At 62.7% G+C, this 19,465-nt stretch carries 23 protein-coding genes; 22 read left to right on the forward strand and 1 reads right to left on the reverse strand.

Annotated features, from left to right (window positions below; translation table 11 throughout):
* Positions 1–85: 85 nt before the first annotated feature.
* The 12 genes from ttcA to JC607_RS14465 all read left to right on the forward strand — a co-directional run bounded on the left by ttcA (position 86) and on the right by JC607_RS14465 (position 11,378).
* Positions 86–958, forward strand: a complete 873-nt coding sequence (gene ttcA, locus JC607_RS14410; RefSeq protein ID WP_198837609.1) for a tRNA 2-thiocytidine(32) synthetase TtcA — start codon at positions 86–88, stop codon at positions 956–958.
* 69 nt (positions 959–1,027) lie between these two features.
* Entirely contained in the window at positions 1,028–2,566 is a 1,539-nt protein-coding gene (locus JC607_RS14415; protein ID WP_198837610.1) for a bifunctional diguanylate cyclase/phosphodiesterase, read from the forward strand.
* Between the two features lie 161 nt (positions 2,567–2,727).
* Positions 2,728–4,608, forward strand: a complete 1,881-nt coding sequence (gene yidC / locus JC607_RS14420) for a membrane protein insertase YidC (protein ID WP_198837611.1) — start codon at positions 2,728–2,730, stop codon at positions 4,606–4,608.
* Positions 4,605–5,366 (forward strand): MOSC domain-containing protein, encoded by a 762-nt coding sequence (locus tag JC607_RS14425; protein WP_198837612.1) that lies wholly within the window; start codon positions 4,605–4,607, stop codon positions 5,364–5,366. The genes yidC and JC607_RS14425 overlap by 4 nt, the downstream gene beginning before the upstream one ends.
* Positions 5,363–6,013, forward strand: coding sequence for a ribosome biogenesis GTP-binding protein YihA/YsxC (gene yihA, locus JC607_RS14430; RefSeq protein WP_198837613.1), 651 nt, complete (start codon positions 5,363–5,365; stop codon positions 6,011–6,013). The genes JC607_RS14425 and yihA overlap by 4 nt, the downstream gene beginning before the upstream one ends.
* A gap of 187 nt (positions 6,014–6,200) precedes the next feature.
* Positions 6,201–7,229, forward strand: a complete 1,029-nt coding sequence (locus JC607_RS14435) for an LLM class flavin-dependent oxidoreductase (RefSeq protein WP_198837614.1) — start codon at positions 6,201–6,203, stop codon at positions 7,227–7,229.
* Positions 7,226–7,444 carry a 4-oxalocrotonate tautomerase gene (locus tag JC607_RS14440; protein ID WP_370584812.1) on the forward strand — a complete coding sequence of 73 codons (219 nt, stop codon included), beginning with the start codon at positions 7,226–7,228 and terminating at the stop codon, positions 7,442–7,444. Before JC607_RS14435 ends, JC607_RS14440 begins: the two co-directional genes overlap by 4 nt.
* 3 nt (positions 7,445–7,447) lie before the next feature.
* Positions 7,448–8,230, forward strand: coding sequence for an alpha/beta fold hydrolase (locus JC607_RS14445; RefSeq protein ID WP_198837616.1), 783 nt, complete (start codon positions 7,448–7,450; stop codon positions 8,228–8,230).
* Positions 8,231–8,254: 24 nt separating this feature from the next.
* Positions 8,255–9,049: an ABC transporter ATP-binding protein gene (locus JC607_RS14450; RefSeq protein WP_198837617.1), complete on the forward strand. Its 795-nt coding sequence runs from the start codon at positions 8,255–8,257 to the stop codon at positions 9,047–9,049.
* A 25-nt stretch (positions 9,050–9,074) separates the two neighbouring features.
* Complete coding sequence (locus JC607_RS14455) at positions 9,075–9,851, forward strand: transporter substrate-binding domain-containing protein (protein WP_198837618.1); 777 nt, start codon at positions 9,075–9,077, stop codon at positions 9,849–9,851.
* Between the two features lie 25 nt (positions 9,852–9,876).
* Positions 9,877–10,602: an ABC transporter permease subunit gene (locus tag JC607_RS14460; protein WP_198837619.1), complete on the forward strand. Its 726-nt coding sequence runs from the start codon at positions 9,877–9,879 to the stop codon at positions 10,600–10,602.
* Positions 10,602–11,378: an ABC transporter permease gene (locus JC607_RS14465; RefSeq protein WP_198837620.1), complete on the forward strand. Its 777-nt coding sequence runs from the start codon at positions 10,602–10,604 to the stop codon at positions 11,376–11,378. The genes JC607_RS14460 and JC607_RS14465 overlap by 1 nt, the downstream gene beginning before the upstream one ends.
* Positions 11,379–11,391: 13 nt before the next feature.
* On the opposite strand, the gene JC607_RS14470 is transcribed toward JC607_RS14465, so the two are convergent.
* Positions 11,392–12,021, reverse strand: coding sequence for a TetR/AcrR family transcriptional regulator (locus JC607_RS14470; protein ID WP_198837621.1), 630 nt, complete (start codon positions 12,019–12,021; stop codon positions 11,392–11,394).
* Positions 12,022–12,210: 189 nt separating this feature from the next.
* Here JC607_RS14470 and argB point away from each other — a divergent pair, with 189 nt between their 5' ends.
* The 10 genes from argB to rpsP all read left to right on the forward strand — a co-directional run bounded on the left by argB (position 12,211) and on the right by rpsP (position 19,460).
* Positions 12,211–13,092, forward strand: coding sequence for an acetylglutamate kinase (gene argB, locus JC607_RS14475; protein WP_370584813.1), 882 nt, complete (start codon positions 12,211–12,213; stop codon positions 13,090–13,092).
* 129 nt (positions 13,093–13,221) lie between these two features.
* Positions 13,222–13,884, forward strand: a complete 663-nt coding sequence (locus tag JC607_RS14480) for a ferredoxin (RefSeq protein WP_198837623.1) — start codon at positions 13,222–13,224, stop codon at positions 13,882–13,884.
* Positions 13,881–14,384 carry a histidine phosphatase family protein gene (locus tag JC607_RS14485; RefSeq protein WP_198837624.1) on the forward strand — a complete coding sequence of 168 codons (504 nt, stop codon included), beginning with the start codon at positions 13,881–13,883 and terminating at the stop codon, positions 14,382–14,384. The genes JC607_RS14480 and JC607_RS14485 overlap by 4 nt, the downstream gene beginning before the upstream one ends.
* An 87-nt stretch (positions 14,385–14,471) precedes the next feature.
* Positions 14,472–15,422: an aldo/keto reductase gene (locus tag JC607_RS14490; protein ID WP_198837625.1), complete on the forward strand. Its 951-nt coding sequence runs from the start codon at positions 14,472–14,474 to the stop codon at positions 15,420–15,422.
* A gap of 208 nt (positions 15,423–15,630) precedes the next feature.
* Positions 15,631–17,154 (forward strand): signal recognition particle protein, encoded by a 1,524-nt coding sequence (gene ffh, locus JC607_RS14495; protein ID WP_198837626.1) that lies wholly within the window; start codon positions 15,631–15,633, stop codon positions 17,152–17,154.
* A complete protein-coding gene (locus tag JC607_RS14500; RefSeq protein WP_198837627.1) occupies positions 17,151–17,717 on the forward strand; it encodes a demethoxyubiquinone hydroxylase family protein in 567 nt (188 codons plus the stop codon). Before ffh ends, JC607_RS14500 begins: the two co-directional genes overlap by 4 nt.
* The gene (locus tag JC607_RS14505; RefSeq protein WP_198837628.1) at positions 17,714–18,232 is read left to right on the forward strand and encodes a GNAT family N-acetyltransferase; all 519 of its coding nucleotides are present in this window, start codon (positions 17,714–17,716) and stop codon (positions 18,230–18,232) included. Before JC607_RS14500 ends, JC607_RS14505 begins: the two co-directional genes overlap by 4 nt.
* Complete coding sequence (locus tag JC607_RS14510) at positions 18,229–18,768, forward strand: GNAT family N-acetyltransferase (RefSeq protein ID WP_198837629.1); 540 nt, start codon at positions 18,229–18,231, stop codon at positions 18,766–18,768. Before JC607_RS14505 ends, JC607_RS14510 begins: the two co-directional genes overlap by 4 nt.
* Positions 18,761–19,057: a chorismate mutase gene (locus JC607_RS14515; protein ID WP_198837630.1), complete on the forward strand. Its 297-nt coding sequence runs from the start codon at positions 18,761–18,763 to the stop codon at positions 19,055–19,057. Before JC607_RS14510 ends, JC607_RS14515 begins: the two co-directional genes overlap by 8 nt.
* Positions 19,058–19,100: 43 nt before the next feature.
* Positions 19,101–19,460, forward strand: a complete 360-nt coding sequence (rpsP, locus tag JC607_RS14520) for a 30S ribosomal protein S16 (RefSeq protein WP_198837631.1) — start codon at positions 19,101–19,103, stop codon at positions 19,458–19,460.
* Positions 19,461–19,465 lie beyond the last annotated feature (5 nt).

The following is a 19,465-nucleotide window of genomic DNA, read 5'->3' on the forward strand; positions in this document are numbered from 1 at the left end:
TCAGGGTGGCTGATGGGCCGGTGAGGGGCTTGACCTGTTAACGCTGAACGGCCATCTGGCCACAGGAACACATGAAGGTGCACCGATGCTGGACGAGGCCGACGATATTCATCCGCTGTTTTACGGCGCTCCGAAATCGACCGAGTTCCGCAAGCTGAGGAAACGCCTCGTAAGCCAGGTGCGCGAGGCGATCGACACCTATGGCATGATCCAGCCGGGGACGCGCTGGCTTGTCTGCCTTTCGGGCGGCAAGGACAGCTACACGCTGCTCGCCGTCTTGTATGAGCTGAAATGGCGCGGGCTTTTGCCGGTCGATCTGCTGGCCTGCAATCTCGATCAGGGTCAGCCGGGGTTCCCTTCGACCGTACTGCCGGAATTTCTGGCGAAAATGGAGGTCGAGCACCGGGTCGAATATCAGGACACCTATTCGGTGGTGACCGCGAAAATCAAGCCAGGTGCGACGATGTGTTCGCTCTGTTCGCGGCTAAGGCGCGGAAATCTCTACCGGATTGCGCGGGAAGAGGGCTGTTCGGCCGTGGTGCTCGGGCATCACCGCGATGACATTCTCGAGACCTTTTTCATGAACCTCTTCCATGGCGGCCGGCTGGCGAGCATGCCACCGAAGCTGGTGAATGAAGAGGGCGATCTGTTCCTTTACCGGCCCCTGGCCTTTGTGGCCGAGGCTGACTGCGACCGTTTTGCCCGCGCGATGAATTATCCGATCATCCCCTGTGATCTCTGTGGCAGCCAGGAAGGGCTGCAACGGGCCCAGGTGAAAAAGCTGCTTGATGAGTGGGAAACGCGCACCCCGGGCCGCCGTCAGGTGATGTTCCGTTCGCTGATGAATGTGCGCCCCTCGCATCTTGCTGACCCCGGCATCTTCGATTTCCTCGGGCTGATGACCGGAGAACCCGGAGAAGTTGAGGAAAATGCGAAGCATCTTCGTCTTCCGGATTAAGAAAGCCCATACAGGTTTCGCCAATCCTGTTCTGCGATGGCCCGGCGCCATATCAGAGAGGGTTCCCGTATGTCGGCTCTTCCCAGCACAGCCCGCACCCGCAGGTATCTGAAGGCCCTGGGCTGTTTCCGGCGGCCGGAATTTCTTCTGTTTCTGCCCGCGATCACGCTTGCGGGGTTCTGGCTGGGCGGTGAGCGGGCGCTGATCTTTCTCGCGCTTGGCCTGCCGCTGGTGATCGCCATCGCCGGGCCGGATCCTTTGCGGGCGCCGATGCCATTGGGGGACAAGGACGAAGGGACATCGCTGCAGCGGGCGATTGCGGCGATGGACCGGATGCTGCCGCTGGTCACGGATAATGGGCGCAATACGGCCTGCCTGATCGTGCAGTTCGACAATCTGACCAATACGCTGGAACGCCATGGCCGCGCCGCCCATACCGAAGTGCTGGAGCGCGCGACGGACCGCATTCGCGGCGCGCTGAGGGCGGGGGATCTTGTGACCAATCCGCTTGGCGCTTCGGCGGTCGTTGTGCTCTCGCCGGTGAGGCGGCTGGATCTGGAAAGCATGGTTCAGCTTTGTGCGCGGCTCCAGGATGCGGTGGCGGAACCGATTTCGCTTGGCGGAGCGCGGCTTTATATCACCTGCTCTATCGGTTTTTGTATCGGGGGCTGCTCACCCGAGGCGACCGGGCGATCGCTGCTCGATGCGGCCCAGGCGGCGGCAGACGAGGCGCTTGGCCACGGGCCGGGCGCGATCCGGGCCTTCTCGCGTGATATGGCCGAACGCAGTGTCGTCCGCGCTGCACTGCGCGACGATCTCGAAGAGGCGCTCGATAAGGGAGAGATCCGCGCCTGGTTCCAGCCGCAGATTTCCACCGATACCGGCGAGATTTCCGGGCTCGAGGCGCTGGCACGCTGGCATCACCCGCTGCGCGGCGTGCTTTCGCCGGCGGAGTTCCTGCCGCTGGTCGAAAGCAGCGATCTGAGCGATCGTCTGAGCGAGACCATGCTGTCCCATGCGCTGGTCGCGCTGAAAGACTGGGACAAGGCGGGGTTGCAGGTCCCCACGGTCTCGGTCAATTTCTCGGCGGCGGAACTGCGCAACCCGCGCCTGCCAGACCGTATCCGCTGGGAGCTGGAGCGGTTCGATCTGAAACCGGCCCGGCTCACGGTGGAGATCCTTGAGACCGTGGTGGCCCAGGCCGAGAATGATGTGATCGTGTCGAATATCGCGCAGCTGGCCTCGATGGGCTGCGGCATCGACCTTGACGATTTCGGCACCGGCCATGCTTCGATCTCGACCATCCGGCGCTTTACCGTTCGGCGCCTGAAGATCGACCGCAGCTTTGTCACCCGGGTGGACCAGGATCGCGATCAGCAGCGCATGGTGTCGGCGATCATCTCGCTGGCGGACCGGCTTGGGCTGGAGACGCTGGCCGAAGGGGTGGAGACCGCAAGTGAGCATTCCATGTTGTCCCAGCTTGGGTGCCGCTTTGTGCAGGGCTATGGAATCGAACGGCCGCTGAACCCCGAAGACACGCTGGAATGGATCCGTAAACACCAGAACCGCCCCGACCGCATCCCGCGGATTGGCGCGCGGGGCGGCTGAGACCTGCTGCTTCGTGCACCCTGCTGTGGCAGGCCGGAATGCGCTAATCAGCCGGATACCGGCCCGGTTCGCCGGCTTTTCCGGCGAAACCGCTTGACCTTTCGCCCCCCCTTCTGTTGAAGACCGCTGATCCTTCCTTACATGCGGCAGCGGTTCAGAATATGGACGAGAAAAACAACAAGAACCTCATTCTCGCCATGGTGCTCAGCGCTCTGGTCATCCTGGTGTGGTTCTGGCTCTTCCCTCCTCCGGAAACGACGGCTCCGGTTGAGACCGCCACCACGGAACAACCCGGCGCGGCTCTGCCTGAGGCGGGCGCTGTAGCTGGGTCAGAGCCGGTTCCCGAAGCGCCGCGTCTGCGGGTGGAAACGCCGCAGCTGGAAGGTTCGATCTCGCTGCGCGGTGGCCGTATCGACGATCTGCGTCTGAAAAATTACCACGAGACCATCGAGGATGACTCGCCGATTGTCCGCCTGCTGACGCCGCAAGGCGAGCAGGGCGCCTGGTTCGCGCTCTTCGGCTGGCGCCCCGCTGGTTCGCTGACCGAGGGCGATGTGCCCGGCGCGCAAACCGAATGGACGCCGGTGACCACCGGTGCGCTGTCGCCGGGCAACCCCGCCAGACTGACCTGGGACAATGGCAAGGGCCTGACCTTCACCCGCGAGATCTCGGTGGATGAAGAGTTCATGTTCACCGTCAATGAGACGGTTGCGAATACCGGCACCGGTGATGCCTCGATGTTCTATTACGGTCAGATCCAGCGCTATGGCCTGCCCGCGAATATGAAGAGCTTCTTCATCCTGCATGAAGGCGCCATTGCCCGCGCCGATGGCAAGCTGACCGAAACCACCTATAAAAACATCGTCGCCCTCGACCCGGTCGAACGCGAGGCCGCACCGGCCAGCGTCGTCGAAGCCTCGGATGGCGGCTGGATCGGCTTTACCGATCACTACTGGATGTCGCTCCTGGTGCCCGAACAGGGCAAGCCGATCACCCAGGTTACGAAATATGTGGCCTCGCATGACCTCTATCTGACCGAGGCGCGTCAGCCCACTGTGATCGTGACCCCGGGCCAAAGCCTCACCACCTCGACCCGCTTCTTCGTCGGCGCCAAGGAATGGGAAGCGATCCGCGACTACCAGAACGAGCCGGGCTTCGTGTCGAAACTGTTCGGTGCCAAGGCCGATGAGGCCCGGGCCCCGATCCCCGGGTTCATCGATTCGATTGACTGGGGCTGGTTCTACTTCCTGACCAAGCCGATCTTCGCGCTGCTGCACTGGATCCATGGCCTGATCGGCAATATGGGCCTTGCGATCATAGCACTGACCTTCGTGCTGAAGCTGATCGTGCTGCCCCTGGCTTACAAATCCTATGTCTCGATGGCGCGGATGAAAGAGCTGCAGCCCGAGATGGAGGCGCTCAAGGAACGGGCTGGCGAAGACAAGCAGCGCCTGCAAAAGGAAATGCTGCAGCTTTACCGCGATAAAAAGGTCAATCCGGCGGCGGGCTGTCTGCCGATCCTGATCCAGATTCCGATCTTCTTCTCGCTTTACAAGGTGATCTTCGTCACCATCGAATTGCGGCACGCGCCCTTCTTCGGCTGGCTGCAGGACCTCTCGGCGCCCGATCCCTCGTCGCTGTTCAACCTGTTCGGCGCGCTGCCCTGGGATGCACCGGCGACCGGCTCGATCCTGCATCTGGTCTTTATCGGCGCGCTGCCGATCCTTCTCGGCATCAGCATGTGGCTGCAGCAAAAGCTGAACCCGGCGCCCACCGATCCGGTCCAGGCCTCGATCTTCGCCTGGATGCCCTGGGTGTTCATGTTCATGCTTGGCGGTTTTGCCTCGGGCCTGGTGGTTTACTGGATCACCAACAACGTCATCACCTTCTCGCAGCAGTTCATCATCATGCGCAGCCACGGGCATAAGCCGGATATCTTCGGCAATATCCGCTCGGGCTTTCGCAAGAAGGAAGCGGCGGCCAATGCCAATAAAGCGCCCGCCGGCAAGCTTGCGGATAAAGGCAGTGCGAAAAAGAAATGACCAGTGAAGGGCGCCTTGCGCAGATCCTCCGTCATCCGATCAAGGCCCACGGACGCGAGCAGCTCGCGTCCGTTCGGCTGTCGGAAGGCGAGGCGATGCCCTGGGATCGCCACTGGGCCGTGGCGCATGACCTGTCGAAATTTGATCCCGGGGCGCCGTCCTGGATGCCCTGCATCAACTTTCAGCGCGCAGCGCGCAGCCCGACGCTGATGGCGATCGAGGCGCGGTTCGATGAGGTCTCGGGCGAAATGCGCCTCACCCATCCGGACCTGCCGCCGCTGGTCTTCTTTCCCGAAAGTGAAGGCGAAAAGCTGATCGACTGGGTGCTGCCGATCAGCCCGCAGCTGCGGTTTCGCCCGGTGGCCCTGGTGCACGCGCCGGATCGGGCAATGACCGACACGGCCTATGCCAGCCTCTCGATCAAGAACCTCGCCTCAAATGCCGCACTCGGGCAGAAGATGAAGCGCGACCTCTCGATCCATCGCTGGCGCGGCAATCTCTGGGTTGACGGTTTCGCGCCCTGGGAAGAGATGACCTGGGTAGGACGGCGGTTGCGGATTGGCGCCACCGTGCTGGAGATCCGCGAAAGGGTGGGGCGCTGCCGTGCCACCATGTCGAACCCGGAAACCGGCCTGGTTGACGCGGATACGCTGGATGCGCTGATGGAAACCGTCGGCGTGCAGGATTTCGGTGTGTTCGGCACCGTGCTGGAGGGCGGCGAGATCCGCCCGGAAGACAGGGTCGAGGTACTGGCATGACGATGGCGTTTACCCTTGCTGCAGAACCGGAGGACGCGGCGCGCGAAACCGGGCGGCTGCTTTTTGCCGGGCCGGTCGATTTCGTGAAGGGCGTGACCACCATGGCGGCACTGCCGCCGGCTGACCGCGTGGAGGTCTGCTTCGCCGGTCGCTCCAATGTCGGGAAATCAAGCCTGATCAATGCGTTGACCACGCGCAAAAGCCTCGCGCGCGCGTCGAATACCCCAGGCCGGACGCAGGAGATCAACTTCTTTACACTCGGCGACAGCCGCTATCTCGTCGACCTTCCCGGCTATGGCTTTGCCGAAGCCCCGGTGGCTATTGTGCGCAAATGGCAGGAATTGCTGAAATCCTATCTTGCCGGACGGCAGACCCTGCGGCGTGCTTTTGTTCTGATCGATACGCGCCATGGCGTGAAAGCGGTAGATGACGAGATCATGGGCCTGCTCGACCGATCAGCCGTGACCTTCCAGGTCGTGATGACCAAGGCAGATAAGGTCAATCTCGCCACCCGCGAGGCCAATATCGAGCAGGTGAAACAGGCCTTGCAAAAGCATCCGGCCGCCTATCCCGAGATCATCGTGACCAGTTCCGAAAAGGGCGAGGGCGTCGAGACCCTGCGCGCCGTGATCGCAACGCTGGAATAGAAGCCGGTTTCTGCACAGAAACCGGCCCGGAGTTTTTCTTAAAACTCCGGTGCCTCTGGCTGCTGAACTCTCTCCATTCTTTCGGTCTCGCATCTGGCCTTGTGGTGTTTTCCCGGCCTGTTCTTCTCTGTTGACAGGTTTGCTCGGATGTACAATTGTACACTCGTGCAGAATGGAGGGAAGGCGATTGGATTTTTCACATTTTCTCAGCAGTCACCTCCTGTGCCGGGAGACCGGGGGCAAGCAGCTCTACCGTGAGATGACCGACCAGGCGCTTCATGCCGAGTTCTGTGGCTATCGCGGTGTCGCAATCCCGGAACATCATCTGATCAATATTCTACTGGTCCCTTCGCCGCTGCAGCTCGCTGTCAGAATCGCGTCCCTGACCAGGGATCTCGAGATTTCGACCTCGATCTGTCAGTTGCCGATCAGGGATATGCGGGTCTTCGCCGGTGAAGTCGTTCAGGCCCAGGCGCTTTGTGACGGGCGCCTGGTTCTTGGGGTCGGCAAGGGGGCATTTGGTTTTGAAACCGGCCGAATCGGTGTCCCGATGGAAGATACCAAGGCCATTTTCGAGGAAAGCCTTGCCGTTCTCGAGGCGCTTCTGACGCGTGAAGAGGTGACCTGGGAGGGGTCTCGCTATCGCTTTGACGCGCTTACAGTGATGCCGCGCCCCGAAGATCCGATCCCGGTCGCGCTGGCGATCATGGCACCGCCCGGGATCGAGGCGGCAGCGGCCAGGGGCTATTCTGTCCAGACCACACCGCTCGGGGCCAGCCACGAGATCCTGCGCAGCCAGGTGGATGCCTTCCATTCTGGCCGCGCCCGGGCTGGCCGACCGGACCGACAGCGGCTCTCGCTGCAACGCACGCTATGGCTTGCGCGTGATGAGGCAGAGGCGGATCAGATGACGGCCCGTGCGCATCACTATTACCAGAGCTTTGACAATGTCTTTGGCGGGCCGGGCCTGGTGGATCATGGCATGATCCGCCCGCTGCCGCGGCGCCAGACGGTTGAGGAGTTACGCCAGAACGTGCTCATCTGTACGCAAGCCGAGATGATCGACAGGCTGGCCGGCTATGCTGAACTGGGGATCGATGAGGTGATCGCCTCGTCGAATTTCGGCCAGCCCCAGGAGGCCACACTTGATATGATGAGCCGCTTCGCGGCAGAGGTCATGCCCTCCATCCGGCCCATGCGCCAAAAAGTTGCATAAGTGAAAGCAAGGACCAGAAAATGCCAATGATCCGTATCGAAATGTTCGAAGGTCGCACTGTCGAACAAAAGCGTGCCTGTGCCAAAGCCCTCACCCGGGCCTTTGTCGAAACCTGCGGTGGCACGCCGGAAGCGCTTCAGATCGTCTTTACAGATGTTGCGAAACACGACTGGGCCTTTGGCGGGCGGCTCGGGTCCGACCCAAAACCGGAGTGAGCCATGGCCGCGATCGATTGCGCTTATTCGGTGGCGGGCGAGGGCCCGCCGCTCTTCCTCATCCATGGGATCGGTGCGCGCCGAGCCACCTTTGCCCGCCTGGTCGAAGGGCTGCAGGACCGGTTTACCTGTATCAGCTATGATCTTCGCGGCCATGGGGAAAGTCCGCAACCGGCCGGTCGCTTTGGCCTTGAGGACCTTGTCGATGACCTCGAGGCGCTGCGGGCGAAGCTGGGTATTGAGCGCGCGCATTTCGCCGGCCATTCGCTGGGCGGGATGATCGGCCCGGCCTATGCGCGGCGTTACCCTGATCGCGTGCGCTCGCTGGGCCTCTGGTCGACCGCCGCCTTCCGCAGCGAAGAGGATAGTGCGAAGGTCAGGGCTGTGGTGCAGGCGATGCGCGAAAAAGGCATCGGCCCGGTGCTGGATACGCTGACCGCGCGCTGGTTCACCGATGCTTTCGTGGCGGCCCGCCCGGATGTGATCGCCTGGCGCAAGCAGCAGGTGGTTGAGACCCCGGCGGATGTCTTTCTGAATGTATTTGATATCTATGCGGAAACCGAAATGGCGCCCTGGCTGCATAAAATTCATGCATCCGCCCAGGTTCTGACCGGCGCGCTTGACGGCGGCTGCAATCCCCGTCTCAATAGGCTGATCGCCGGGGCAATGCCCGGGGCGGAACTGGTGGTCCTTCCGGAGTTGAAACATGCGATTTTCATCGAGGCGACCGAACAGGTGCTTCCGCATGTGCGCCGGTTCCTGCTTGCCCGGGAGAAGGCGGCGTAGCGACAAAAGGGGCAGCCGGACCTGATGAGCATCGCGACCACTGCCCCCCCCGCCAGCATCACAGCCAGAGCCGAGGCGATCCGGGTCGAGGATCTGCATAAGAGCTTCGGCCCGCATGAGGTGCTCAAGGGGGTCTCGATCTCGGCGAAAGAGGGGGATGTGGTCACGCTGATCGGCGGATCGGGCTCGGGGAAGTCGACGCTTTTGCGCTGTGTGAACTTTCTTGAGACGCCCTCATCGGGGCGGATTCTGATCGGTGGCGAAGAGGTGCGGTGCCGGGGCGACGGCACCCCTGCCGACCGCCGCCAGATCGAGCGGATCCGGCAAAGTCTTGGTATGGTGTTCCAGCAGTTCAATCTCTGGACCCATAAGACGGTGCTGGAGAACCTCATCGAAGTGCCGGTCCATGTGCTGAAAAAGCCGAAGGACGAGGCCATTGCGACCGCACGCAAATTGCTGGACCGGGTCGGCCTTTCTGCCAAGGAAAATGCCTATCCGGCCTTTCTGTCGGGCGGTCAGCAGCAACGCGCCGCCATCGCGCGCGCGCTGTGCATGGAGCCGCGCGCCATGCTGTTTGACGAGCCGACCTCGGCACTTGACCCGGAACTGGTCGGCGAGGTTCTCGCCGTCATCCGCAGTCTTGCCGATGAGGGGCGCACCATGCTTCTGGTCACGCATGAAATGAAATTCGCCCGCGAAGTCTCGGACCATATTGTCTATCTTTATAACGGGTTGATCGAGGAGGAAGGGCCGCCTGACCAGCTCTTCGGTGCCCCGCAATCGGCCCGGCTGAAACAGTTTCTTAAATCGGTCTCGTAAGAAGACCAGCCAACAAAACAGGGAGATGACTATGAAAAAAATCGCACTCGCCGCCGCTTTCGCCATCGGCTTTACCGGTATGGCCGCTGCCGAGACCGTTCGCGTCGGCATGGCGCCCGAACCCTATCCGCCCTTTGCCAGCGTCGATGCCTCGGGGAACTGGACCGGATGGGAGATCGAGATGATGGAGGCGGTCTGCAAGGCGGCAGCGCTTGACTGTGTCATCACCCCCACCGCCTGGGATGGCATTATCCCCGCTTTGACCGCAGGTCAGATTGATGCGATCATGAATTCGATGTCGATCAATGATGAACGTCTGAAAGTCATTGATTTCTCAAATAAATACTACAACACACCCTCGATGATCGTCGCCGCGAAAGGGGCGGGCATCACGCCGGATGCGGCCGGATTGACGGGCAAGATCCTCGGCGTTCAGGTCGCGACCATCCATCAGGCCTATGCCGAGAAGCATTTCGCAGGCGTGGCCTCCGAGGTCAAAGCCTATCAGACCCAGGACGAGGCGAACCAGGACCTGGTGGCGGGCCGCGTCGATGCGATCCAGGCGGATTCGACCGCACTCGACGCCTTCCTCGCGTCTTCCGATGGTCAGGCCTGCTGTGAATCGATGGGCGCTGTGGCCGATGATCCGGCGGTGCTGGGCCTTGGCGTCGGCGTCGGGATCCGCAAGGGCGATGAAAAGCTGAAAGAAGCCTTCAACAAGGGCATCGCGGCGGTTCGGGCCGATGGCACCTATGACACGATCACCGCGAAATACTTCGCCTCATCGATCTACGGTGAATAAGCCCTGATCGCCGGAGCGGTACGCCGTGGAAAGCACATTCGGCCTTTTGGCCCTCAGCCCTCCCGGATGGGGGGGAACCCTGCTGATCGCGCTCTGGGCGTCAATCCGGATCGCGGTCGGCGCCTTTGGCATCGGTCTGGTGATCGGCCTCGCAGGCGCCTATGGCAAGATCTATGGCGGGCCGGTCCTGCGCGATTGCCTCAGCGTTTACACGACCATGGTGCGGGCTTTGCCCGAGCTGATCCTGATCCTTCTGTTGTATTTCGGGCTGACAGACCTTTTGAACCGGGCGCTGATGGCGCTGGATTTCGGCCGGATCCAGATTTCCGGCGTGGTCGCCGGGATCATCGTGCTGGGTGTGGTGCAGGGCGCCTATGCGACCGAGATCCTGCGCGGCGCCATTCTTGCCGTGCCCTCCGGCCAGATCGAGGCCGCGAAAGCGATGGGGATGCCGGCGCGCAAAGTGGCCAGCCGCATCACCTTGCCGACCATGCTGGGCCTGGCGCTGCCGGGCCTCTCGAACCTCTGGCTGATCGCCACCAAGGACACGGCATTGATGGCGATTGTGGGCTTTAACGAACTGACCCTTGCGACCCGCCAGGCGGCAAGCACCACCAAGGCTTTCTTCACCTTTTTCATCGCAGCGGGTCTGATCTACCTTGTGATTACCCTGCTTTCGACCTGGGGTTTCGCGCGGCTGGAACGCTGGGCGCGGCGTGGTGACCCGCCTCGCCAGACGGGAGGGCGCTGATGAAGGCCCTGCTTCAGCCACATCGCATTATCATGATGCTGATCGCCGCAGGTCTCGTGCTGTGGATCTGCCTTGCCGGCCGCTGGGACTGGCTGGGGGAGCCGAAATACCAGACCCTGATCCTGCAGGGTATCTGGCGTACGATCTGGCTGATGGCGCTTTCGGTGCTGATCGGGTTCACTCTTGCGGTGCCGCTTGGTCTCGCCCAGGCCTCGGGGCCATGGTATCTGGCGGTGCCGGCCCGCGCCTTCTGCACCGTGATCCGCGGTACGCCGCTTTTGTTGCAGATCTGGCTTTGGTATTACGGGCTGGGCTCGCTTTTCCCCGGCATCCCCTGGATCCGCGAGAGCGAGCTCTGGCCGATCCTGCGCCAGGCCTGGCCCTATGCGCTGCTGGCCTTGTCGCTGTCCTACGCGGGCTATGAGGGCGAGGTGATGCGCGGGGCCTTTGCTTCGGTGCCGCGCGGCCAGATCGAGGCCGCCCGCGCCATGGGGATGCCGCGCCACAAGATCCTGACGCGGATTTCCTTCCCCCAGGCGCTGCAAAGCGTCTTGCCGACTTTGGGCGGAGAAACTGTGCTTCAGCTGAAAGCCACGCCCCTGGTCGCGACGATCACGGTGCTGGAAATCTATGCCGCCTCCAGCCGGGTCCGCCAGGATCTGCTGATCACCTACGAGCCGCTGTTCTTTGTCGCGGCGGTTTATCTGGTGCTGGCCGGGGTGATCGTCCTGGGCTTTGGCTGGCTGGAAAGCCGGCGCCCTCGCCGCACCGCCTGAGAGCGCAGTCTCGTCACGGCAAAAGTGCGCGCACCAGCGCCATGCACCCTTTGAGCACGTGGCGGATTGCGGCATCATCACGCCGGCGCATCCAGTCAAGCCAGAGCCCGTCCAGTGTCGCCATCAGCGTATCGGTCAGCAAAGGCACCTGCGCCCGGCGTGCGGGTTCGTCCCCTGCGACCGCCAGCAAAAGCCCCTCGAGATCGCTGCGATAATGCGCGTAAAGCCCGGATTCGGTTGCGGCAATCACTTCGGATGTCAGCGCAGCCGACCAAAGATCGATCCGGAGCCGCAGGTGAGCAGGGTCAAGAAATTCAGGCGTGAAAGCCGCGTCGAGAAACCCTTCGAGCCGGGCCAGTGGCGGCGCATTGGCGCAACCTGCACTGGCGATACTGTCGCGCAACCGCCCCGACAGACGGCGATAGGTCTCGGAGAGAACTTCGTCCATCCCGTTGAAATTATAGGTAATATGGCCCAGTGAGAACCCGGCTTCAGCCGCTACTTTGCGCGCGGTGAGGCCGGAATATCCGTCCCGGCGCAACACTCGTTCTGTGGCCTCGAGGATCTCTTCGCGGCGGTTGATATTCGCCTCGCTCAGTTTGCGGGGCGCCTTTGCTGCGCGGGGATTGTCTTCTGCACTCAAGACTTCGCTCGCTTAAATCACCATATCAATGCCGAAGGGCATAGCCTTTGCGACCCCCCGTGTCAAAACCGCGCCCGGATCCCTGCCCAAAACCATCCGGGCCGGCTGTGCGGTGCTTGGCAAGGGGGCGTGAAAGTCCTATGGGGCAAAGGCAACCCGGAGGCCATCATGAAGCAGCAGACCCTGACCATGCAAGACGCCCAGAACACCGCGAAAATGCTCTCGGAAGCGCTGCCCTATCTGCAAAGATATGAGGATGCGGTGGTGGTGGTGAAATTCGGCGGCAATGCGATGGGCGATGACGGGGCGATGGCCGAATTCGCCCGCGATATTGTGTTGATGAAGCAGGTCGGCCTGCATCCGGTCGTGGTGCATGGCGGCGGGCCGATGATCAATGAGATGCTGTCGAAACTGGGTATCAAATCGGAATTCGTGCGCGGCAAGCGGGTGACCGACAAGGCGACGGTCGAAGTGGTCGAGATGATCCTCTCGGGCCTTGTGAACAAGCGCATCGTGCAGGCGATCATGGATGCAGGCGGGCGTGCTGTCGGAATCTCCGGCAAGGATGACGATCTGATGGTCTGCGAGGCCGATGATCCTGAACTGGGCTTTGTCGGCCGCCCGGTCGAGATGAATGTTCAGGTGCTGCGTGATCTTTACCTCGCCGGGATCATCCCTGTGGTGGCACCGGTGGCAACCGGCATGAATGACAACGAGACCTTCAACGTGAATGGTGACACCGCTGCCGGCGCGATTGCCGGCGCGCTGCAGGCCGACCGGCTGCTTCTTTTAACCGATGTGGCCGGGGTGAAAGGGGCGGATGGCCAGGTGATGACCTCGCTTTCCCCCGAAGAGATCCGCCAGCTGACCAGTGACGGCGTGATCGCGGGCGGCATGATCCCGAAAACCGAGACCGCGCTGAAGGCGATCGAAGAAGGGGTGCGGGCAGTCACCATTCTCGATGGCCGCATTCCGAATGCGGCACTCCTGGAGCTCTTTACCGATCACGGGGCAGGGAGCCAGATCCGCTCGACCGAACCCCGGGTGAAACCGCGTGTGAAACGCGGCTGAGCCGTCGCTTCCGGCAAAGCGCGGAAGCCTCCGGCGGGAGTATTTAAGTCAAGAGGAAGCCAGCTTCTTCCTCTTGATAAAAATACTCCGGGGGTGCGGGGGCTGGCCCCCGCCTGCAAGAGGTCTGGCATGGCATCGGCACCGCTGAACGATCTGGAAGACCTGGAGGCGCGTCTCGCGCCGCATTTCCTGACGTTGCTCGGAGGGTTCAATCCCGATCCGGAGGAGGCGGGGTTTCCCAAAGGGACAAAGACGCTTTTGCTCCTCGGGCCGAAGGAGCCGGGGTATTGGCCGCATCTCACCTCTCAGCCGGAATGGGACGGTCGGCCCGATCCGGTGGATCGCTGGTCGCGCCGGGTGATCGGGCGGCTGGCCTGTGCCATCGGCGCGAAAGCGCTGTTTCCTTTTGGTGGCCCTGCCTGGCATCCGTTCTATGCCTGGGCCTTGCGGTCGGGGCGGGTCTGGGACAGCCCGGTCCGGCTGCTCGTCCATCAGGACCAGGGGCTGATGGTCAGTTTTCGCGGCGCGCTGGCGCTGAAACAGCGGCTCGACGTCAGCCCGGGTGTAAAGCCCTGCGAGGATTGCCCCGCGCCCTGCCTGACAGCCTGCCCGGCCGGAGCGCTTGGGGGCCATGGCTATGACATCCCCGCCTGCCACGCCTTTCTCGATCAGCCCGCCGGCGCCGATTGTCTCAGTTCCGGCTGCATCACGCGACGCGCTTGCCCGGTGTCCTCTCGCTATGCAAGACTGGCTGAACATTCAGCCTATCATATGAGACAGTTCCACACATGAAGCGCCTGATCCTGATCCGCCACGCAAAATCCAGCTGGGACGAACCGACCATGGCGGATCACGACCGCCCTCTCAATGAGCGCGGCAAACTGGCGGCAACGGATCTCGGGCTATGGCTTGCCTCGCGCGGCTATATTCCGGGCCAGGTGCTCTGTTCCGACGCCCTGCGCACCTGGGAGACCTGGTCGGGCCTCGCCAGAGAACTGCCCGAAGGTCCGGAGCTGGAGCTGAAGCCGGCGCTTTATCACGCCGGTCCGGATGTGATGCTGACCGTGCTGCGCAAGGCCCAGACGGACTGCGTCATGATGCTGGGGCATAACCCCGGCATTGCCGAATTCGCCCATCGCCTGGTGTCGAAAACGCCGATTTCCTCGCAATTCACCCGCTATCCGACCGGCGCAACCCTTGTGGTTGATTTCGACGCGGCGAGCTGGGGCGAGGTCGGCTTTGGTCAGGGCATCACGGTCGATTTTATCGTGCCGCGCGAAATCGGGGCCTGAAGGCGCATCTGCTGCCGCCGGGGGCTTGCACCCGGACAGGCCGGCGGGCAGGGTTGTCACTGATTTCTGGCCAGGACGGAGAGAGCCATGGAACGGCGCGATGCGGGCAAGAGCGGGCTGAGCTTCATGCCGCTGGTCTTTGGCGGCAATGTCTTTGGCTGGACCATCGATGAGGCGCAATCCTTCCGGGTGCTGGATGCCTTTGTCGATCACGGCTTTGACGCCATCGACACGGCGGATGTCTATTCCTCCTGGAAGCTCGGCAATAAAGGCGGCGAATCAGAGACGATCATCGGTGCCTGGCTCAGGGCGCGGCCAGGGATGCGGCAGCGGGTAAAGATCTTTACCAAGGTAGGCTCTGATCTGGGGCAGCCGGGGCAGAAGGGGCTTTCCTCGGGCTGGATCGCTGAGGCGGCCGAAAACTCGCTGAAGCGGCTCGGGGTCGAGAGCATCGACCTCTATTTCTCGCATTGGCCCGATCCTGAGGCGCGCCATGAGGATACGCTTGGCGCCTATGACAGGCTGCTGATATCGGGTAAGATCAAAGCCATCGGCGCCTCGAATTACGATGCGGCTTTGCTGGGCGCGGCGCTGAAGGCGGCGGGAACCTCGCTGCCGCGCTATCAGGTGATCCAGCCGGAATATAATCTCTATGACCGGGGCGAATTCGAAGGCCCGCTGCGCGATCTTTGCCTTACTGAGGGGATCGGGGTTGTGACCTATTTTAGTCTCGCCTCGGGGTTCCTGTCGGGGAAGTACCGCTCGAAAGCCGATCTCGACAAATCGGCGCGCGGCGATGCGGTCGAAAAATATCTTGACGCCAAAGGGCTGCGGATCCTTGAAGCGCTGGACGAGGTGGCATCTGCCCATCGCGCGAAACCGGCCGAGGTGGCGCTGGCCTGGGTCATGGCGCAGCCCGGCATCACCGCGCCGATTGCCTCTGCCACCTCGGCAGACCAGGTGGCAAGTTTCGCCCGCGCGGCCGATCTCAGCCTTTCGCCCGACGAGCTTGCCGCCCTGACGGCGGCCGGCAGCTGACGGCAGCGCAACCCGCCTGCACTTGACTCTCGCCCCCGCTTTGCGTAATCGCGGGGCTAATTCCCCGGAGGCAAAAGCTTCCGGTCCCTTGGGCTTTGCCCGGGATCGCCATCCGTCAGCGCGTTTGCGCCCACGGGTGCGAAACCGCTTTGTCCCACCCCGATCGCCGCCCCATATCGGGGAAAATCTGTCACGCGAGGAGCCGCGCATGTTTGAGAGCCTTTCAGAACGCCTTGGCGGCGTCTTTGATCGCCTGACGAAACAGGGCGCGCTGAGCGAGGACGATGTTGTATCGGCGATGCGCGAGGTGCGGATCGCGCTGCTTGAGGCAGACGTTTCGCTGCCGGTCGCGCGCGAATTCATCAGGCGGGTGCAGGAAAAGGCGACGGGCTCGGCGGTCACGAAATCGATTACCCCCGGCCAGATGGTCGTCAAATTCGTGCATGACGAACTGGTGCGGACGCTCCAGGGCGATGGGCCGGCGGATGCGCTGAAGATCGATAATTCGCCCGCAACCATCCTGATGGTGGGTCTGCAGGGCTCGGGCAAAACCACGACCACCGCGAAACTGGCGAAACGGCTGAAAGAGCGCAACGGCAAGCGCGTGCTGCTGGCGTCTCTGGACACGCAGCGCCCGGCCGCGATGGAGCAGCTCGCGATTCTCGGCACCCAGATCGGTGTCGACAGCCTGCCGATCGTCAAGGGCGAGAGCGCGGTTCAGATCGCGAAACGCGCGAAAACCCAGGCCAGCCTTGGCGGCTATGATGTGCTCTTCCTTGATACCGCAGGCCGTCTGCATATCGACGAAGTGCTGATGGACGAGGTTCAGTCCGTCCGCGACATCGCGCAACCGCGCGAAGTGCTGCTGGTGGTTGACGGGTTGACCGGCCAGGACGCGGTCAATGTTGCGACCGAATTTGACGGCAAGGTCGGGATCTCCGGCGTCGTGCTGACGCGGATGGATGGCGATGGGCGCGGCGGCGCTGCGCTGTCGATGCGCGCCGTGACCGGCAAGCCGATCCGTTTTGTCGGCCTTGGCGAGAAAATGGATGCCATCGAGACCTTCGATGCCGAGCGCGTTGCGGGCCGTATCCTTGGCATGGGCGATATCGTCGCCCTGGTCGAGCGCGCGCAGGAGACGTTTGAAGCCGAACAGGCCGAGCGGATGGCCCGGCGCTTCTCCAAGGGTATGTTCAATATGAACGACCTGAAGATGCAGCTTGATCAGATGCTGAAAATGGGCGGCATGCAGGGGCTGATGGGGATGCTGCCCGGGATGGGCAAACACCAGGCGGCGGCGGCAGAGGCGGGCCTCAACGATTCCATGCTCAAGCGCCAGATCGCGCTGATCAATTCGATGACCAAAAAGGAACGCGCCAATCCCGATATGCTCCAGGCGAGCCGCAAGAAGCGGATCGCAACGGGTGCCGGGCTTGAGGTGCAGGACCTGAACCGTCTGCTGAAACAGCATAAGCAGATGGCCGATATGATGAAGAAGATGGGCAAGGGGGGCATGATGAAGAACATGATCAAGCAATTCCTTGGCAAGGGCGGTGGTATGCCGGACCCGTCTAAAATGTCGCCGGAACAGCTTGCTGAACTGGCAAAGGGTGTGCAGCAGGGCGCGGGCGGCATGGGTGGCCTGCCGGGCCTCGGCGGTGGCTCGATCCCGGGGATGCCGCGCGGCGTGACCCTGCCGGCCGGCCTTTCGGGAATGATGCGCAAGAAATGACGCCTGCCGAGCGCCTCTCAGCGATCCGTATCGCAAAGGTCAATCACGCCGGGGAATACGGCGCGATCCGGATCTATGGCGCGCAGATTGCGATTTGCCGCCACCTCTGGCCTGCGCTTGCAGACCGGCTGGCGGTGCTGAAGGCGCATGAGATCGAGCATTGCGAGCTGTTCATCACGGCGCTGCGAGGGCGCGGGGGGCGTCCGTGTCGCGCGATGTATCTTTGGAGCATGGGCGGCTGGGCGCTTGGCGCGGCCTCGACCGTTCTGGGCCCGAATCTGATCTGGGCCTGCACCGAAGCGGTGGAGGACACCGTTCACCAGCATCTGACCGACCAGCTGGCGTTTTTGCGCAAGCGCGACCCGGCGCTGCATGATCTGATCGAAAGCATCCGCGCCGAGGAAGAGGGGCATCTGGACCTTGCCCGCGAGCAAAAGACCCATGACACTTGGGCCAGCCGCGCGTTTCAGGCGCTGGCGCGGCACAGCGTCAACCTGGTGATCTGGCTTTCGACCTGGGGGGAATCGTCGCGGATGCGGCGCGATCTGGGGGTGGCGGCATGAGCTTTCCGATCCTCACCTCGGACCGCCTGGTCCTGCGCGCGCCCCAGGCCGGAGATGTGGCCGCCTTTGTCGCCTTCGCGACCTCGGCGCGGACGCGGTTTGTCGGCGGCGCGAAGACCGCCGCTCAGGCGTTCGAGAAATTCGCCGGTATGATCGGGCAGTGGCATCTGCGCGGCTATGGCCGGTTCATCATCACCGACCGCGTCAGTGGGGAGGCGCTTGGCCATGCCGGGCCGCTGCATTTCGACCCCGCCGCGCCGGTCGATCTGACCTGGTCGCTCTGGAGCGCGGAGGCCGAAGGGCGGGGTGTCGCCTCCGAGGCCGCGCAGATGGTGCAGACCTGGATGGTCGCGGATCCGCGTTTCTCCACGGCGGTGACCTCGATCCACCGCGACAACCACGCGTCAATGACGATTGCCCGCAGGATCGGCGGCACGCCAACCGACCAGCCCTCGCCGCATATCGCCGGGGCGAGCCTCTGGCATTTCCCGCTGACGGCGGAGGCGACCGCATGATCTCGCTTTCCGGTGCGCCCGTGCTGAACACCCTGCGCCTGACGCTTCGCGCCCCCGAAGAGCGCGATCTGCCGGGCTTCATCGCCTATATGGCAAGCCCCCGTGCGGTGTTCACCGGCGGGCCGGCCACCGCGTCGGGCGCGTTCCAGACATTTGCGACCGTGATCGGCCATTGGGTGCTGCGCGGCTATGGGCTGTTTGCCGTGACGCTTACGGAGACCGGCGAAGCGATCGGGCTTGCCGGCCATCTGAACCCGCCCGCCTGGCCCGAGCCCGAACTGGCCTGGAACCTCTGGGATCCGGCGCATGAGGGTTACGGCTATGCGAGCGAAGCGGCTTTCGCCATTCGTGACCACGCATTCGGTGCGCTTGGCTGGAACACGGCGATCAGCATGATTGCGCGCGACAATCACCGCTCGATGGCCCTGGCCCGCCGCCTTGGCGCGGCCCCCGAGCGGGATGACGAGATTTTCGGCAAGCCGATGACGATCTGGCGGCACCCGCGCGCCCCGCAACCGGAGAAACAAGATGAGTGATCCTGTCGCACGCGCCGCTGAGCTGCTGAAAGAACATCGCGATTCGATTGACCGGCTGGACGCGATCCTCGTCTATACGCTGGCCGAGAGGTTCAAGCATACGCAATCGGTTGGCCGGCTGAAGGCCGCGCATGACCTTCCCCCATCCGACCCCGCCCGCGAGGCGCGTCAGATCGAACGTCTGGAAAAGCTGGCCGATGAGGCCCGTCTCGATCCGGAATTCGCCAAGAAATTCCTGACCTTCATCATATCCGAAGTCATCAGGCATCACGAGAAACTGCAAAAATAAGCGGGTTTGACCCCCGCGATACAGACATCTGAAGGAGATACCCATGTCTATGAAAATCCGTCTCGCCCGTGGCGGCTCGAAAAAGCGCCCGTTCTACGCAATCGTTGCGACCGATTCGCGCATGCCGCGCGATGGCCGCTTCATCGAGAAGCTGGGCACCTATAACCCGCTGCTGGCAAAAGACAACGAAGCCCGCGTCGTGCTGAATGTCGAGCGCATCCAATACTGGCTGAGCCAGGGCGCCCAGGCGACCGACCGCGTGGCCCGCTTCCTGGAATCGGCTGGTCTGAAAGAGAAAGCCGTCCGCTCGAACCTGAAATCGGCTGTCCCGGGCAAAGCAATGGCCGAGCGCGCTGCCAAGAAAGCCGCCCGTTCGGAAGCTCCGGCTGCTGCTGAAGCGTGAGCAAA

The sequence above is a fragment of the Paracoccus sp. IB05 genome (genome assembly GCF_016405985.1).
In the GTDB taxonomy this organism is placed as follows: Bacteria; Pseudomonadota; Alphaproteobacteria; order Rhodobacterales; family Rhodobacteraceae; genus Pseudogemmobacter.

Excerpts from the sequence above, each read along its gene's own strand:
- ttcA (WP_198837609.1), top strand. The coding sequence starts at position 86 with ATGCTGGACGAGGCCGACGATATTCATCCGCTGTTTTACGGCGCTCCG.
- JC607_RS14415 (WP_198837610.1), top strand. The coding sequence starts at position 1,028 with ATGTCGGCTCTTCCCAGCACAGCCCGCACCCGCAGGTATCTGAAGGCC.
- yidC (WP_198837611.1), top strand. The coding sequence starts at position 2,728 with ATGGACGAGAAAAACAACAAGAACCTCATTCTCGCCATGGTGCTCAGC.
- JC607_RS14425 (WP_198837612.1), top strand. The coding sequence starts at position 4,605 with ATGACCAGTGAAGGGCGCCTTGCGCAGATCCTCCGTCATCCGATCAAG.
- yihA (WP_198837613.1), top strand. The coding sequence starts at position 5,363 with ATGACGATGGCGTTTACCCTTGCTGCAGAACCGGAGGACGCGGCGCGC.
- JC607_RS14445 (WP_198837616.1), top strand. The coding sequence starts at position 7,448 with ATGGCCGCGATCGATTGCGCTTATTCGGTGGCGGGCGAGGGCCCGCCG.
- JC607_RS14450 (WP_198837617.1), top strand. The coding sequence starts at position 8,255 with ATGAGCATCGCGACCACTGCCCCCCCCGCCAGCATCACAGCCAGAGCC.
- JC607_RS14455 (WP_198837618.1), top strand. The coding sequence starts at position 9,075 with ATGACTATGAAAAAAATCGCACTCGCCGCCGCTTTCGCCATCGGCTTT.
- JC607_RS14465 (WP_198837620.1), top strand. The coding sequence starts at position 10,602 with ATGAAGGCCCTGCTTCAGCCACATCGCATTATCATGATGCTGATCGCC.
- argB (WP_370584813.1), top strand. The coding sequence starts at position 12,211 with ATGCAAGACGCCCAGAACACCGCGAAAATGCTCTCGGAAGCGCTGCCC.
- JC607_RS14480 (WP_198837623.1), top strand. The coding sequence starts at position 13,222 with ATGGCATCGGCACCGCTGAACGATCTGGAAGACCTGGAGGCGCGTCTC.
- JC607_RS14485 (WP_198837624.1), top strand. The coding sequence starts at position 13,881 with ATGAAGCGCCTGATCCTGATCCGCCACGCAAAATCCAGCTGGGACGAA.
- JC607_RS14490 (WP_198837625.1), top strand. The coding sequence starts at position 14,472 with ATGGAACGGCGCGATGCGGGCAAGAGCGGGCTGAGCTTCATGCCGCTG.
- ffh (WP_198837626.1), top strand. The coding sequence starts at position 15,631 with ATGTTTGAGAGCCTTTCAGAACGCCTTGGCGGCGTCTTTGATCGCCTG.
- JC607_RS14500 (WP_198837627.1), top strand. The coding sequence starts at position 17,151 with ATGACGCCTGCCGAGCGCCTCTCAGCGATCCGTATCGCAAAGGTCAAT.
- JC607_RS14505 (WP_198837628.1), top strand. The coding sequence starts at position 17,714 with ATGAGCTTTCCGATCCTCACCTCGGACCGCCTGGTCCTGCGCGCGCCC.
- JC607_RS14510 (WP_198837629.1), top strand. The coding sequence starts at position 18,229 with ATGATCTCGCTTTCCGGTGCGCCCGTGCTGAACACCCTGCGCCTGACG.
- JC607_RS14515 (WP_198837630.1), top strand. The coding sequence starts at position 18,761 with ATGAGTGATCCTGTCGCACGCGCCGCTGAGCTGCTGAAAGAACATCGC.
- rpsP (WP_198837631.1), top strand. The coding sequence starts at position 19,101 with ATGTCTATGAAAATCCGTCTCGCCCGTGGCGGCTCGAAAAAGCGCCCG.